This window comes from Stenotrophomonas sp. STEN021, from assembly GCF_056760175.1.
In genome coordinates, this window is sequence record NZ_JBRREH010000044.1 from 1 (window position 1) to 14,721 (window position 14,721).

The following is a 14,721-nucleotide window of genomic DNA, read 5'->3' on the forward strand; positions in this document are numbered from 1 at the left end:
GGGGCGCCCCCCGCGGGGGTTGCCGGGGGCCCTTTACCCCTCCCCCCGGTGTTTGGCTTCCCCCCTGCCCCGCCCCCCCGGGGCTGGGGGTTTTTTTTTTGGGCGGGGGGGGCTGGGCCCCCCCGCGTCCGTTACCCTTCGTCCGGGGGCAGTAAGCCATGCGTTGGGCCTGCATTCTATTGCCACATCTGGCCATGGATGGCGTGCTGCGTGGCTGCGCCGAACCGGAGGCGGCGCGGGTATTGATCAGTGGGCCGAGCCAGCGACGCGTGCTGCATGCAGTCAATCCGGCGGCGGCGGCGTTGGGCCTGAAAGCAGGGCAGTCGCTGGTGACAGCGCAGGCATTGGCAACCGGGTTTGAAATACACCCATATGAGCCGGACACGCAATCGGAATGGCATCGCTTCCTTGCGGCCTGGGCGTATCAATTCAGTTCGCAGGTCAGCCTGCAGTATGCGCAGTCGCTGATCATTGAAATCGAGCACAGCCTGGCCTTGTTCGGGCCATGGCCGAAGTTCGAGGCGCGCCTGCGGCAGGAATTGGATGCGCTGGGGTTTCGTCATCGGATTGCCTTGGCGCCCAATCCGGTAGCGGCACGCGCACTGGCCAATGCGCGCGATGGTCTGAGTGTGGATGAGGCTGGCTTGGCCACATTGCTCGGACAGTTGCCGGTGGCGCGGGCAGGCTTTGGTGCCAGTGCCTCGGCGGCGTTCGCGCGCATGGGCATCCGCACTGTCAAGCAATTGCAGGGCTTGCCACGGGCCAGCATCAACCGGCGCTTTGCGCCCGATGTGCTGCGGCAGCTGGATGCCTTGCTCGGCGAACAGGCCTTTGTATTGCAGCCGTATCAGCCACCGGATGTATTTGAGTTGCGCATCGAGCTGGGTTACGAAGTGGAGTCCTCACAGGCGCTGCTGTTCCCGCTGCGGCGCCTGACCTCGGACCTTGCGGCGTTTCTGGCCGGGCGTGACGGCAGCGTGCAGCGCTTTGCGTTGCTGCTGGAGCACGAGGATCGGCCGCCCACCACGTTGGAGATCGGCCTGCTTGCGGCCGAGCGCGATGCCAGCCTGTTGTTCGAGATCGCCCGCAGCCGTCTGGAGCAGGCCACGATCCCGGCACCGGTGCGTCAGTTCGGCCTGCGCGCCGATCAGTTGCCGGCCTTTGTGCCGGAACACCGCGAGCTGTTCGATACCCGTCCGCAGCAGAGCATGCCGTGGGAGCAGCTGCGCGAACGCCTGCGCGCGCGTCTGGGTGATCAATCCGTGCACGGCCTGCGCGTCCATGCCGACCATCGGCCCGAATATGCCTGGCGCGGCGAGCTAGCCCCAGCTGCACCCAGTAACTTGCCGTCACCAGTACGTCCAGGTTGGCTGCTGCGCACCCCGCAGCCTTGGCCGGGAGCAAGCCCGGAACTGCTATCGGCACCTGAGCGGATCGAGAGTGGTTGGTGGGATGGCGATGACGTACGCCGTGATTACTACCGGGTCAGCACCCGCTTCGGCCAGCAGGCCTGGGCCTGGCGTGAGGTGGGCGGCGAGGGTGGCTTCATGCTGCAGGGCTGGTTCGCATGAACGCCTATGCTGAACTGCACTGCCTGTCCGCCTTCAGTTTCCAGCGTGGCGCATCGACTGCGGATGAGCTGTTCGCGCGGGCCAAGGCGCATGGCTATCAAGCGCTGGCGATCACAGACGAATGCACGCTGGCTGGTATCGTGCGCGCCTGGCGTGCATCCAAAGCAACCGGACTGCCGCTGATTGTTGGCAGCGAGATCCAGCTCGAAAACGGGCCGAAGCTGGTGCTGCTGGTGGAAGACTCCGCAGGCTACCAAGCGCTGTGTTGGCTGATAACACAAGCAAGACGGCGGGCGGAGAAGGGCGAATACCGGCTGCTGGCAGAGGATCTGGCGGCGATTGATCGCAGCGGTCTATTGGCCTTGTGGCTGCCTGCGGCACAAGCGGAACCTGCCGAAGGCATGCAGTTGCGCGAATGGTTCCCACAGCGCTGCTGGATTGCGGTGGAGCTGCACCTCGGTGCCGATGACGAGGCACGTCTGCAGCAGTTGCAGGCATTGGCTGCGCAGCTGCAGCTGCCCTTGGTGGCTGCCGGCGATGTGCATATGCATGCGCGTGGGCGCCGGGCACTGCAGGACGTGATGACGGCCATCCGTCACCGCGTCACCGTTGCCGAGGCCGGGCATCGCCTGTTCGCCAATGGCGAGCGGCACCTGCGTCCGTTGCAGGTGTTGCAAACGATCTATCCAGCCGAGTTGTTGCAGCAGACGCTGTGCATCGCCAAACGCTGCGCCGGGTTTGATCTGAAAGAAGCCGTCAACTATCTATATCCCAGCGAGGTGGTGCCAGCCGGTTACACGGCGCAGTGCTGGTTGGCGGAGCTGGTGGCGCGTGGCGTGCGCAGGCGTTGGCCGGAAGGTGCGACGGCCGAGGCGCAGGCCCTGATCGAAAAAGAGCTCGGCCTGATCGCCAAGAAGAAGTACGCCTCGTACTTCCTCACCGTGCACGATCTGGTGGCCTATGCGCGCAGCATCGGCATCCTCTGCCAGGGGCGCGGTTCGGCAGCCAATTCGGTGGTGTGCTTCGTGCTGGGCATTACCGAATTGGATCCTTCGCACAGCCATCTATTGTTTGAACGCTTCATCTCCGATGACCGCGATGAGCCACCGGATATCGACGTGGATTTCGAGCATGAACGGCGCGAGGAAGTCATTCAATATGTGTTTTCACGCTATGGGCGCGAGCGTGCTGCCTTGGCTGCGGTGGCGACCCAGTACGGCGGGCGCGGCGCGCTGCGTGATGTGGCGCGTGTGCTGGGCATGCCCGGCGATGTGATCACCCAGTTGACCTCCAGCATTGGCCAGTGGTCGGACAGCGTGCCTGAGGAGGAATGCCTGCGCGAGCACGGCTTCGACCCGGACAGCCCGCTGTTGCGGCGCATCCTGGTACTGGCCGGCGAGCTGATCGACTTCCCGCATTACCTGTCGCAGCATCCGGGTGGTTTCGTCATTTCCGAGCGCGCCCTGCACAGCATGGTGCCGGTGGAAAATGCGGCGATGGAAGCGCGCACTGTCATCCAGTGGGACAAGGATGACCTGGAGTCGCTGGGCCTGATGAAGGTCGATGTGCTGGCCTTGGGCATGCTCACTGCGGTGCGCCGCTGCTTCGATCTGATCGAGCGTTATCGCGGCCTGCATTTCACCCTGGCGACGATTCCGCAGGAAGACAAACCGACTTACGCGATGATCAGCCGCGCCGATACCATCGGTGTGTTCCAGATCGAATCGCGCGCACAGATGGCGATGCTGCCGCGGCTGAAACCGCAGACGTTCTACGATCTGGTGGTTGAAGTGGCCATTGTCCGTCCGGGCCCGATCCAGGGCGATATGGTGCATCCCTATCTGCGTCGCCGTACCGGTGAGGAGTTGATCAACTACCCCTCCGAGGCCTTGAAGGAAGTGCTTAAGCGTACGCTGGGTGTGCCGCTGTTCCAGGAACAGGTGATGCAGATCGCGATGGTGGCTGCTGGCTACAATGCCAGCGAAGCCGATGGCCTGCGCCGTTCGATGGCGGCGTGGAAGCGCCACGGTGGGCTGGAGCCGCATCGGTTGAAACTCACCGAAGGCATGCTGGAGCGCGGCTATCCGCTGGCGTTCGCCGAGCGTATCTTCGAGCAGATCAAGGGCTTCGGCAGCTATGGTTTTCCGGAAAGCCATGCGGCCAGTTTCGCGTTGATCGCCTATGCCAGCAGCTGGCTGAAATGCCACCATCCAGCCGAGTTCACCTGCGCACTGCTCAACAGCCAGCCGATGGGTTTCTACAGTCCGGACCAGCTGCTGCAGGATGTGCGCCGGCATGGCGTGGCAACGCGGCCGTTGGATGTGCGTTACAGCGGATGGGAGTGCTCGCTGGAATGGGAACGCGACAGTGAGCGATTGGCGATCCGCCTGGGCTTTTGCCTGGTGCGCGGTTTCAATGCCGAGGACGCATTGCGGATCGAACAGGCGAGGGCGCAGGCCGTTTTTTCCGATATCGCTGACCTGTGCCGACGCGCCGATCTGGATGCGCGTGCACGCGCCCTGCTGGCCGATGCCGGTGCCTTGCGCGGCATGGCCGGTAACCGGCACCGGGCGCGCTGGGCGATTGCCGGGGTCGAAGACCAGCGGCCCCTGTTCGACGATCAGCCGGCGACGCCCGAAGCCGATGTCGCCTTGCCGATGCCCAGCGCCGGCGAAGATCTGAACGCGGATTACGCCTTGCTCGGGACTACCTTGGAACTGCATCCGCTGGCGCGCCTGCGGCGCCAGCTGAGTGCGCGCCGCTGCCGCAGTTCCAGGGATCTGGAAAGCATGCGCAGCAGCGGCAATGTGCTGGTAGCCGGACTGGTGCGCGGGCGTCAGCGGCCGGCTACCGCCAGCGGTGTCACCTTCATCACGCTGGAAGATGAGTTTGGCCAGATCAACGTCGTGGTCTGGCGGCAGCTGGCTGAGCGCCAACGGCAGGTGTTTCTGGAAGCGCGGTTGCTGCAGGTCAGTGGAAGACTGGAAGCAGAAAACGGCGTGCGCCATCTGATCGCACGCCGTCTGGATGATCTGTCGTCGCTATTGGGCAGCCTGGACGTACGCAGCCGCGACTTTCATTGAGTCAACGCCGGAGCTCGTCGGAACAGCGGTCCTCGACTACACCGCGTTGAAGCTCGCCGCCAGGGTGCCGACCACCAATACCCAACCGTCCACCAGCACGAACAGCAATATCTTGAACGGCGCCGAGACCAGCATCGGTGACAGCATCATCATGCCCATCGACATCAGCACGCTGGATACCACCAGATCGATGATGACGAACGGGATGAAAATCAGGAAGCCGATTTCAAACGCCGTCTTCAGCTCGCTGGTGACGAAGGAGGCGACCAATACCGGGAACGGGATCGCATCCGGACTGGCATAAGGGCCTTGCCCGGCCAGGCCAGCAAAGGTCATCAGGTCGGTTTCGCGAACCTGCGCCAGCATGAAAGCACGCAACGGTGCGGTGGATAGCTGCCACGCGGTCTGGAAGTCGATCTTGCCATCCAGGTATGGGGCCATGCCGGTGGACCAGGATTTGTCCCACACCGGCATCATGATCATCGCGGTCAGGAACAGGGCCAGACCAAGCAGGATCTGGTTGGACGGTGTCTGCCCGGTGCCAAGTGCCTGGCGCAGCAGGCCAAGCACGATGATGATGCGGGTAAACGCGGTGAGTACCAGCAGCATCGATGGCAGCAAGGTGATTGCCGTCATCAACAACAAGGTCTGCAGCGGCAGGCTGACCGGCGCGCCGCCGATCTTGCCTACGTTTACGTCCGGCAGTGCTGGCATCTGTGGGCCTGGTGCGGCCCAGGCGAACAGCGGCAATGCCAGCATCGCCAGCACGATCAGTACTTGCCAGAGCGCACGTGAGTTGAAACCGCGAGAGTTGAAACCTTGGCCCGGCATGTTCAGGAGTCCTTGCGCAGCTTCTGTGCCAGCAACTGGGCGAAATTCGGTAGTTGTTTGAGATTGGGCAGGGCCGGAGCGGGCGTCTGCGGCAGCGGCTCAGGCAGCTGGTGCAAGGTGCTGATGCCGCCGGCGGTGATGCCCAGCAGCAGCTGCTGGCCGTTGACGTCGACCACCACCACACGCTCCTTGGCGCCGACGTTGATGCTGGCGACCACCTTCAGGCCTTCGGTCGGACGGAACGCACCGCCAGGCATGCGCTTGAGCAACCAGCCCAGGCCGATGATCAGGCCCAGCACCAGCAGCAAGGTGAAGAACGCGCCGAACAGGCCGGGCGCACTGGCCGCATGCTGGCCGACCGGCGTGGCCGCCTTGGCGGCCGGTGCGGCATAGGCGAGCAATGCGATCAACGCAATCTCCGGATGCGCTCGCTGGGGCTGACCACGTCGGTCAAGCGCACGCCGAAGCGATCGTTGATGACCACGACTTCGCCATGCGCGATCAGCGTGCCGTTGACGAATACGTCCAGCGATTCACCGGCACCGCGTTCCAGTTCCACTACCGAGCCCTGGTTGAGCTGCAGCAGGTTGCGGATGGGCAGGCGCGCGCGGCCTACTTCCAGCGACAAGGTCACCGGTACGTCGAGAATGACGTCCAGGTCCAGATCGGTGCTGACGCCGTTGTCGGCCTGCAGGTTGCTGAACTGCGCCGGCGTTGCGGCGTTTTCAGTCTCGGGGGAGTGATTGTCATTCATCGGTGTTTTCCTGAATCACGGGGACGCTGGGGCGCTTTCCCGGAGGATGGGTAGCAGTGATCTTGATGGCGTTGCGTTCGTTGGACACACCAAACTCGCCGGTGAAAACCGGGATGCCTTCCACGCACAGCGGCACCTGCTTGGGCATGTCGATGGGCAGTACATCGCCGATCTTCAACCTGGTCAGCTCGCGCAGGCTCATGCGGCGCTTGGCCAGCACGCTGGACAGCTCGACTTCGGCGGTATCCAGCTGCTCGCGCAGCATCACCGCCCAGCTCTCGTCGCGGTCGTTGCGGTCGCTCTGGATGCCGGCGTCCAGCAGCTCGCGGATCGGCTCCAGCATCGAGTACGGCAAGGTGATGTGGATGTCGCCGCCGCCACTGTCCAGCTCGACATGGAAGCGGCTGACCACCACGTACTCACGTGGGCTGACGATGTTGGCGAAGTGTGGATTGATCTCGGAATTGATGTAGTCGAACTCGACGTTCATCACCGGGCCCCAGGCCTCGCGCAGATCGGTGAAGGTCTGCTTGAGCATCAGCTGGATCACCCGCATTTCGGTGGCGGTGAACTCACGGCCTTCGATACGCGTCGGGTAGCGTCCATCACCGCCAAAGAAGTTGTCGACGATGGCGAAAACCAGGGTCGGCTCGAACACGATCAGGCCGGTGCCACGCAACGGTTTGAAGCGGATCAGGTTGAGGTTGGTCGGCACATACAATGAATGCAGGTAGTCGCCAAACTTGACCAGTTCAATCCCGCGCACGGACAGCTCGGCCGAGCGCCTGATCAGGTTGAACAGGCCGATGCGCCACAAACGTGCAAAGCGCTCGTTGACCATTTCCAGGGTCGGCATGCGCCCGCGGATGATGCGGTCCTGGCTGGCGAAGTCGTACGAACGCGCTTCGCCCGGCGCCGCCTCCGGCTCGGCGGTATTGACCGAGCCGGAATCCACGCCATGCAGCAGGGCGTCGATTTCGTCTTGGGAGAGCAGGTCATTGATGCTCATCGTGGCGCCTTACTGGGTCACAAAGCTGGTGAACAACAACTCGTCGGCACTGTTCTGGCCGGTCTCGGCCTTCATCAGCTTCTGTACTTCGGCAAGTGCGGATGCCTGCAGTTTTTCCTTGCCCGCGCGGTCGGCGATCTGGGTCGGCTCGACCTGCGAGAACAGCATCAATAATCTGGCGCGGATGGCCGGGGCATGGGTCTGCAGCGCGGTCAGTGCCAGCGGATCGCGGGTCATCAGCTGCACCTCAACCTGCAGGTAACGTGGGCCGTCGATCGGGCCACTGAGGTTGACCACGAAGGCCGGGTCCAGGGCGAAGTACTGGGCCGGAGCCGGGGTCTTTGGCTTGGCGTCCTTGCTGGCTTCGGCGTGGGCTTTGCCCTGGGTGAAGTACCAGACCCCGCCGCCGGCTGCGGCAGCGGCGAACACGGCGATCAGGGCGGGAACCAACAACGAGCGCTTCGGTTTGCTTGCCGCTTCCTTGGTGGGTTCAGCTTTGCGGTTTTTATCAGCGGCAACGGCCACGTGGTGCTCCTCAGGATTGCTGCCCAGTCAGATGCAAGGGCTGTGCCGGAGGAGGGGTGACGGACTATTGACGCAGAAAGGCAGGGAGCTGATTGGTTGTAGGAGCGGCGTAAGCCGCGAAGCCGGCAACGGTTCCGCTGACGCGAGACTGGTACGCCCACTGACTTCCACCGATCGCGATTAGCTCCAATCTGTGACTATGTCACTACATTCGACAAACCCTTGCAACGGTCACAAAGCACTACGCCAAGGTCGTGTTTCCACACCTGGTCAGCTCTACCTGGTCACTTTCACCACCAGGACGCGTGTGCCGATCTTTATGGATCATGTACTTGCAGCTGATACGGCTCGCTTGATTCATAACCCGCAGCTGTGGAGCGATGCAGAACTGATGGCTTGGGTGCTGATGCCAGATCATTGGCATGGGTTGATCCAACTGGGTCTGGAAACAACCCTCAGTACCTTGGTCCGAAACATCAAGAGCAACACCGCGCGGAGCTTGCCAGCTTCAGTGCGTCGTCCGGTCTGGAGCCGTGGCTTTCATGATCGGGCCCTGCGGAAAGATGAAGATATAAAGGTAGCTGCCCGCTATATTGTGATGAACCCGGTCAGGGCCGGGCTGGTTGCATCAGTTCGTTTCTACCCTTTCTGGAATGCGGTGTGGCTGTGAATCGCGACCGCATCGCTGTAGAAGCGGCGTCAGCCGCGAAGCTGACAATCTGAAACGCTATCGGCTTCGCGGCTTACGCCGCTCCTACAGGGGATCATGCTCTACGTGTGCCTTCAGGCATACGCATCCAGCAGGCCGCGCATACGCAGGTTGTGGCCGGTGGTGACTGGCACGTCGGTGCCTTCCAGTTGGTTGCCGGTTGCCAAGCCGCTGCCCGTCTCGGCCTTGTCGCCCTGCTGTTGTGGCGTGGACTGCTGGCCCACGTCGGCATGGCTCAGCTGCAGGCCTTGCTCGCCCAGCATTTCGCGCAGGCGCGGCAGGCTGTTTTCGAGGGCGTGACGGACATCGGCATGGGCGCTGCTGAAGCTGGCGTGGACACGGTCACCGTCCAGTTGCAGCTTCACGTCGATCTGGCCCATGTTGTCCGGATTGATCCGGATATGCGCGTGACCGATCTTCTGTTCAACCAGCCAGCCGACGCGGGCACCGATGGCCTCGTCAAAGTCACCAGCGTTCAGATCCGGGGTCGGGGTGGGCGCGGTGATGCTGCTGGCCGGGGCGCTGCTACGTACTTCCTGCAGGGCTTGGTTGTGCAGCAGCGATGCAAAGGCGGTTGGTGCGGGCGTATCAACATCGAGGTTGAGACTTGCATCGTCGTTTGCCGCTGCAACTGTTGGCAACGTCAATTCTGCAGCGACGTCGTCGGTGTCGAGCGCGGCCTGCGGGTTGGCAGCGGCGATGGCTGAAGCAGCAGGTAGTCCCGGCGTGGCGGATGGCGCCTGTGCAGGCTGATTGGTGATGACCATGGCTGCTGGCAATTGCGGTGGCGGCTCCGCGGCCGGCGCGACCATTGCCGACAGGCCGAACGGTGGCCAAGGCGCATCTTCGGCCGGTGCCTGCGGTTCAGGCTTGTTGTCGTCGCTGGCGCTGTTGTCAGCAGCGGAGGCTTGCTCGGGGCCAGCCTCGGCGATGCGGTCGTCGCCGGGAGCCTTGTCGGCTGGCTTTGCGTCGTTGCCGACTGGCTTGCTGGCGGCAGGCTTCTGCGTTGCCGGCTTGCTGTTGAGCATTGCGTCAAAGCCCTTGTCGCTGGGCTTGTCAGTGCCGCTGCGTGCAGGACTGCTATTGTCGACGCTGCCGGCGCCAGAAAGTGCGGAAGAAAGTACGTTCACTGGCCTTCTCCTTCGCCCTCGGCTTTCTTCAGGCGTGCGCGGCGCGCACCGATATCGTCCATCTCGCGTTGATCACGGCGATCGGCAACCTGCTTTTCCTGGGCGCGGTAGCTGGCGGCCAGCTGTTCCAACACCGCTTTGTCGCGGCTGGCCAGCAGCAGGCGGGCGCGCTCGGCATCCACGCGCTCCTGGTTGCTGTCCACGGTCTTGCTCTGCGCTTCCACTGCGTTGTCGAGGCGGTCGAGAAAGGCGCGGCGATTGAGCAGCTGGGCAGCGCTGGTGGTGGCCAGCTGTGCGTTGGCGTACTCATCGGCGTACTGGCGCAACTCGGAAAGCCGCGATTGATGCATGTCCAGCGCTTGCTGGCGCTCGGCCAGGGCTTTGGCGACTTCATCTTCGCGGTCCTGCGCGTGGCGCAGCAGCGGGTCCAGGCGACGGCTAGGGCTCATGCGGGCGTCTCACTATCTACCAGTTGGTGCAATGCACTGAGGCTGTGGCCCAGGTCGGCGGCGTTATGCACGTCCTGGCCAAGGAATTCCATGATCTCCGGCCAACGATCCAATGCCTCGTCGGTGAGCGGGTCGTTGCCACGCTGATAGGCGCCGATGGCGATCAGGTCGCGGTTGGCGGTGTAAGCCGATACCAGCTGCTTGAGCTTGCGGATACGTGCACGCCAGACGTCATCGGCGATATCCTGGACCACGCGGCTGACCGAGGATTCGACGTCGATGGCCGGGTACAGGCCGCTGTCGGCCACCCGCCGCGACAGCAGGATGTGGCCGTCGAGGATGGCGCGGGCAGCGTCGGCAATCGGGTCCTGCGGATCGTCACCTTCGGTAAGCACGGTGTAGAACGCAGTGATCGAGCCACGGCCCTTGGCACCGTTGCCTGCGCGTTCGACCAGCGCCGGCAGTTTGGCGAATACCGACGGCGGGTAGCCACGGGTAGTCGGCGGCTCGCCAACCGACAGGCCAATCTCACGCTGGGCCTGGGCGAAGCGGGTCAGTGAATCCATCAGCAGCAGCACGTTCAAGCCCTGGTCGCGGAACCACTCGGCGATGGCGGTGGCGCGGTAGGCGCCGTGCAGGCGCGCCAACGGCGGCCGGTCGGCCGGGCTGGCGACGACCACTGCGCGGCGCAGGCCTTCCTCGCCCAGCGTTGACTCGACGAAGTCACGTACTTCGCGGCCACGTTCACCGATCAGGCCGACGACGATCACGTCGGCGGCGGTGAAGCGCGTCATCATGCCCAGCAGTGTCGATTTACCGACACCGGAGCCAGCGAACAGGCCGACACGCTGGCCGCGACCAATCGGCAGCAGCGAGTTGATCGCCCGCACGCCCACATCCAGTGGCTGGGTGATGGGCTCGCGTGCGAGCGGGTTGATCGACACGCCGGCCATGCTGACCACGCCTTCAGCGCGGATCGGGCCCTTGCCGTCCAGTGGAACGCCATCGGAATCGATGACCCGGCCAAGCAGGCCTTCGCCGACTTCGACGCCGCCACGGCGATAGGAGGGCACAACGCGGGCATTGGGCAGCAGGCCATGCAGCTCGGCGCTGGGCATCAGATAGGTGCGGTCGCCGGAGAAACCCACGACTTCGGCATCGACCCAGCCGCCATCAATGATCTCGACCTTGCAGCTGGCACCCATCGGCGCTTCGCAGCCAACAGCTTCCAAGGTAAGGCCAACGGCGCGGCGCAGGATGCCTTCGCGGACCAGGCCGTGGCCGCCGCCGGCGTCCAGCGAGATGCCATCCAGGCGCGCCGCCAGGCGCAGGTTGCGCGCGGCGGCCCAGTCGGCGGGAGCGGGAGCGGGCGATGCGGTCATTGCGTGGCTCCGGCACGGCGCAGGACGGTTGCCAGCGCAGCGCGCAGGCGCGCATCCAAGGTGCCATCAACACGCACGGCCTCGGCATGCACGCGCAGGTCGCCACGGCTGAGGCTGTGGTCGGGAACCAGGCGCTGCCCGGCGGGCAGTGTCAGCAGATTGCTGATCGCAGCGATGTCATCCGGGTGCAGGCGCACTTCGACGTCGCGGTGGGTGCCACTTACCGTGTCCAGCGCTTCATCGATCAGATCCTTCAGCAGCGAAGGATCGGCCTCGTAGGCACGGCTGATCAATGCACCGGCTATGCGTACCGACAGCTCGCCGAGTGCGCCAACCACTTCATTTTCAAGCCGTACCAGCGGCCGACTGAAGTTGTCGAGGATGCCTTCGATCTGCGCGGTCAGGCGCCGCACTTCAGCCTGTCCCTGCGCATAGCCTTCGGCATGGCCTTGCTGGAAACCTTCTTCCTGCGCGGCGTCGCGGATCGCCTGGATCTCGTCCAGGGTCGGTGGCTGCAAGGGTGGCGGCGCCGGCTCGGCAACGATGGTTTCCAACGACGCCAGATCGAAATCATCTGCCACCAGTGGGGCCGCTGGTGCGTTGAGGTCCGGGGCGTGCCAGCGCACGGCGTTGTTCACAGCATCGCCTCCGCGGCACCGCCGAGGGTGATGGTGCCCTCATCGCCCATACGCTTGACGATGGCGAGGATTTCACGCTGTGCGCCTTCCACGTCGGACAGACGTACCGGGCCACGGGCTTCCATGTCTTCGAGCAGGATCTCGGCAGCGCGCTGCGACATGTTGCGGGTGATCTTGTCGCGCACCTTGATGTCCGCGCCGCGCAGTGCCAGGCCAAGGCGTTCGCCGCTGACTTCGCGCAGCACCAGCTGCATTTCGCGGTCGTCCAGGTCCACCAGGTCGTCGAACACGAACATCAGGTCCTGGATGCGGCTGCCCAGCGGCGAATCGATGCGGGCGATTTCGGTGAGGATGGCCTGATCCTGGCCGCCGTCCATGAAGTTGAGGATGTTGGCGGCACATTGCACGCCACCGATGTTCGACGACTTCAGGTTCTGGTTGCCGGCGAATTGGCGCTCCATGATCTCGTTGAGTTCGTTCAACGCATTCGGCGGGATACCGTCGAGGGTGGCGATACGCAGCAATACGTCAACGCGGGTGCGCTCGGGCAGCAGCTTCAGTGCTTCGGCAGCCTGATCGGTTTCCAGATGAGCCATGACGATGGCGATGATCTGCGGGTGTTCATTGCGGACCAGATCGGCGACCGCGCGCGGGTCCATCCACTTCAATGCGTCCAGGCCGGTGGTGTTGCGGCCGAGCAGGATGCGGTCGATCAGATTGCTGGCTTTCTCATTGCCCAGCGCCTGCACCAGCATGTTGCGGATGTAGTCGTCCGAGCCGACGCTGAGCGAGGTCTTGTTGCCCAGCTCGGCGCCGAAGTCGTCCATCACCTGCTGCACCTGCTCGCGGGTTACGTCGCTGAGCGTGGCCATGGCAATGCCGATCTTCTGTACTTCCTTTGGTTCCATGTGACGCAGCACTTCGGCCGCATCGGTTTCGCCGAGCGACAGCAGCAGTACGGCGGCACGTTGCACGCCGGTCATCGGCATTGCATCAGTCATTTGACACCCATCCCTTCACTACCTGGGCAACCCGCTTGGAGTCGGTCTTCACTGCTTCGCGGGCCATGCGCAGGCGTTCTTCATAAGCGTCCAGCGGCAGCGCCAGTGCTGGCGTGCCATCAAGGTGCAGGCGGTCAGCGGCAAGCGCTGGCATCTCGGTGCCGTCGTCCAGGACCTGGACGTCGGCGCTGAGCGGATCGTCCGGACCGGACAATGCCTTGGGAGTGCCGGTGATCTGACGCAGGGCCGGGCGCAGTACGCCGAACAGCAAGGCCAGCACCACGATGGCGCCGAGCACCAGACGCAGTGCGTCGCGCACCTGCGGGTTCTCCCACCACTTGGGGGTTTCAATCGGCATCGCCTCACGCACGAACGGGGCATTCATCACCGACACGGTGTCGCCGCGTTCGGCATTGAAGCCGACGGCCTGCTTGACCAGCGCTTCGACGCGGGTCAGTTCGGCGGCGCTGAGCGGCTGATCGGTGAGCTTGCCGTTGCTGCCCGCGCGCGGCACGTGGTCAACCAGCACCGCGACCGAGACGCGATTGACCCGGCCCGGCGGCTGGCGGGTGTGCTGCAGGGTGCGGTCCAGCTCGTAGTTGCGGGTTGCGTTCTTGGACGTTTCGGTCGGCGTGGCCGCGGTAGCCGGTGGGGCTGCAGCTGCGCCGGGCGGCGTGTTGCTGGTGGCACCGGGGATGCCCTGCGGGCCGGCGGTGGCGCTGGTGTTTTCGCTGATCTGTTCGCTACGGACCTTCTGCGGCTCACCGTTGTAGAGCTCGCGGGCTTCCTCGGTGACCGAGAAATCCATGTCCACGCTCACTTCCGGATTTACCCGGCCGGCACCGGTCATCGGCTCCAGCAGTTCGCGGATGCGCTGGTTGTAGGAGCCTTCCAGGCGACGTACCTGGTCGAACTGCGCAGCATTGAGCGCCGCTTCGCTGTTGGGGTCGGCGATGGTGAGCATGCGGCCGCTCTGGTCGACCACGGTGACGCGTTCCGGCGCGAGATCGGGGATGCTGGAGGCCACCATATGCACGATGGCATCCACCTGGTTGCGTTCCAGCTGCTGGCCACCGCGCAACTCCAGCACCACCGAGGCACTGGCGACATCGCGCTGGCGGGTAAAGGCGCTGGGCTTGGGAATGGCTAGGTGCACGCGCGCATCGCGGACCGGACGCAGGCTGCTGATGGTGCGCACCAGTTCGGTTTCCAGCGCGTGCTGGTAGCGCGCGGTTTCGACGAACTGGCTGACGCCGAAGCCTGGGTCGCGCTCCATCATTTCAAAACCGAGACGGCCGCTTTCGGTCAGGCCAGAGCCGGCCAGTTTCAGACGTGCATCGTGCACGTTCTTTTCCGGCACGCTGATCGCACCGGTGGCGGCGTCCAACTCAAACGGAATCTGTGCGGAGCGCAGCAGGTCGGTGGCCTCGGCTGTCGCCTTCTGGTCCAGCCCGGTATAGAGCGGCATCATCTGCGGCTTCTGCGCCCAGAAGAACACGAACAAACCGGCTGCCACCGCAACCGTGATCATTGCCATCAAGCCCAGGCGGCGGGTGATCTGCAGGCTCTGCAGACGATCGAACCAGGCACCAGCCCGTTCCGGATTCAGCGATTCTCTGGACAGTGCGAGTGCCATGCG

14 protein-coding genes are annotated in these 14,721 nt (G+C 64.0%); 3 read left to right on the forward strand and 11 right to left on the reverse strand.

All coding sequences use genetic code 11. The features are described 5' to 3' along the window. Positions 1-158: 158 nt before the first annotated feature. Positions 159-1,571 (forward strand): Y-family DNA polymerase, encoded by a 1,413-nt coding sequence (locus tag ACVOL0_RS11100; RefSeq protein WP_481549150.1) that lies wholly within the window; start codon positions 159-161, stop codon positions 1,569-1,571. Further along, complete coding sequence (locus tag ACVOL0_RS11105; RefSeq protein ID WP_481549151.1) at positions 1,568-4,654, forward strand: error-prone DNA polymerase; 3,087 nt, start codon at positions 1,568-1,570, stop codon at positions 4,652-4,654. The genes ACVOL0_RS11100 and ACVOL0_RS11105 overlap by 4 nt, the downstream gene beginning before the upstream one ends. Positions 4,655-4,690: 36 nt before the next feature. On the opposite strand, the gene fliP is transcribed toward ACVOL0_RS11105, so the two are convergent. From fliP to ACVOL0_RS11130, 5 genes are all read right to left on the reverse strand, one after another. Continuing rightward, positions 4,691-5,413, reverse strand: coding sequence for a flagellar type III secretion system pore protein FliP (gene fliP, locus ACVOL0_RS11110; protein ID WP_481549182.1), 723 nt, complete (start codon positions 5,411-5,413; stop codon positions 4,691-4,693). A 74-nt stretch (positions 5,414-5,487) separates the two neighbouring features. Next, complete coding sequence (fliO, locus tag ACVOL0_RS11115) at positions 5,488-5,895, reverse strand: flagellar biosynthetic protein FliO (protein ID WP_481549152.1); 408 nt, start codon at positions 5,893-5,895, stop codon at positions 5,488-5,490. Then, entirely contained in the window at positions 5,892-6,239 is a 348-nt protein-coding gene (fliN, locus tag ACVOL0_RS11120) for a flagellar motor switch protein FliN (RefSeq protein WP_481549153.1), read from the reverse strand. Before fliN ends, fliO begins: the two co-directional genes overlap by 4 nt. Then, positions 6,232-7,248, reverse strand: coding sequence for a flagellar motor switch protein FliM (gene fliM / locus ACVOL0_RS11125; RefSeq protein ID WP_481549154.1), 1,017 nt, complete (start codon positions 7,246-7,248; stop codon positions 6,232-6,234). Before fliM ends, fliN begins: the two co-directional genes overlap by 8 nt. 9 nt (positions 7,249-7,257) lie before the next feature. Continuing rightward, entirely contained in the window at positions 7,258-7,773 is a 516-nt protein-coding gene (locus tag ACVOL0_RS11130) for a flagellar basal body-associated FliL family protein (protein WP_481549155.1), read from the reverse strand. A 199-nt stretch (positions 7,774-7,972) separates the two neighbouring features. Here ACVOL0_RS11130 and ACVOL0_RS11135 point away from each other — a divergent pair, with 199 nt between their 5' ends. Next, positions 7,973-8,443, forward strand: coding sequence for an REP-associated tyrosine transposase (locus ACVOL0_RS11135; RefSeq protein ID WP_481549156.1), 471 nt, complete (start codon positions 7,973-7,975; stop codon positions 8,441-8,443). A gap of 113 nt (positions 8,444-8,556) precedes the next feature. Here ACVOL0_RS11135 and ACVOL0_RS11140 read toward each other — a convergent pair whose 3' ends face one another. From ACVOL0_RS11140 to fliF, 6 genes are read right to left on the reverse strand one after another with little or no spacing between them, the layout of a single operon-like run. Further along, a complete protein-coding gene (locus ACVOL0_RS11140) occupies positions 8,557-9,612 on the reverse strand; it encodes a flagellar hook-length control protein FliK (RefSeq protein WP_481549157.1) in 1,056 nt (351 codons plus the stop codon). Then, positions 9,609-10,061 (reverse strand): flagellar export protein FliJ, encoded by a 453-nt coding sequence (gene fliJ / locus ACVOL0_RS11145; protein WP_481549158.1) that lies wholly within the window; start codon positions 10,059-10,061, stop codon positions 9,609-9,611. The genes ACVOL0_RS11140 and fliJ overlap by 4 nt, the downstream gene beginning before the upstream one ends. After that, complete coding sequence (gene fliI / locus ACVOL0_RS11150) at positions 10,058-11,443, reverse strand: flagellar protein export ATPase FliI (RefSeq protein ID WP_481549159.1); 1,386 nt, start codon at positions 11,441-11,443, stop codon at positions 10,058-10,060. The genes fliJ and fliI overlap by 4 nt, the downstream gene beginning before the upstream one ends. Beyond that, entirely contained in the window at positions 11,440-12,081 is a 642-nt protein-coding gene (locus ACVOL0_RS11155; protein WP_481549160.1) for a FliH/SctL family protein, read from the reverse strand. The genes fliI and ACVOL0_RS11155 overlap by 4 nt, the downstream gene beginning before the upstream one ends. Continuing rightward, positions 12,078-13,064, reverse strand: coding sequence for a flagellar motor switch protein FliG (gene fliG, locus ACVOL0_RS11160; protein ID WP_062171551.1), 987 nt, complete (start codon positions 13,062-13,064; stop codon positions 12,078-12,080). Before fliG ends, ACVOL0_RS11155 begins: the two co-directional genes overlap by 4 nt. 10 nt (positions 13,065-13,074) lie before the next feature. Beyond that, positions 13,075-14,718 carry a flagellar basal-body MS-ring/collar protein FliF gene (fliF, locus tag ACVOL0_RS11165; RefSeq protein WP_481549161.1) on the reverse strand — a complete coding sequence of 548 codons (1,644 nt, stop codon included), beginning with the start codon at positions 14,716-14,718 and terminating at the stop codon, positions 13,075-13,077. Between the last annotated feature and the right edge of the window lie 3 nt (positions 14,719-14,721).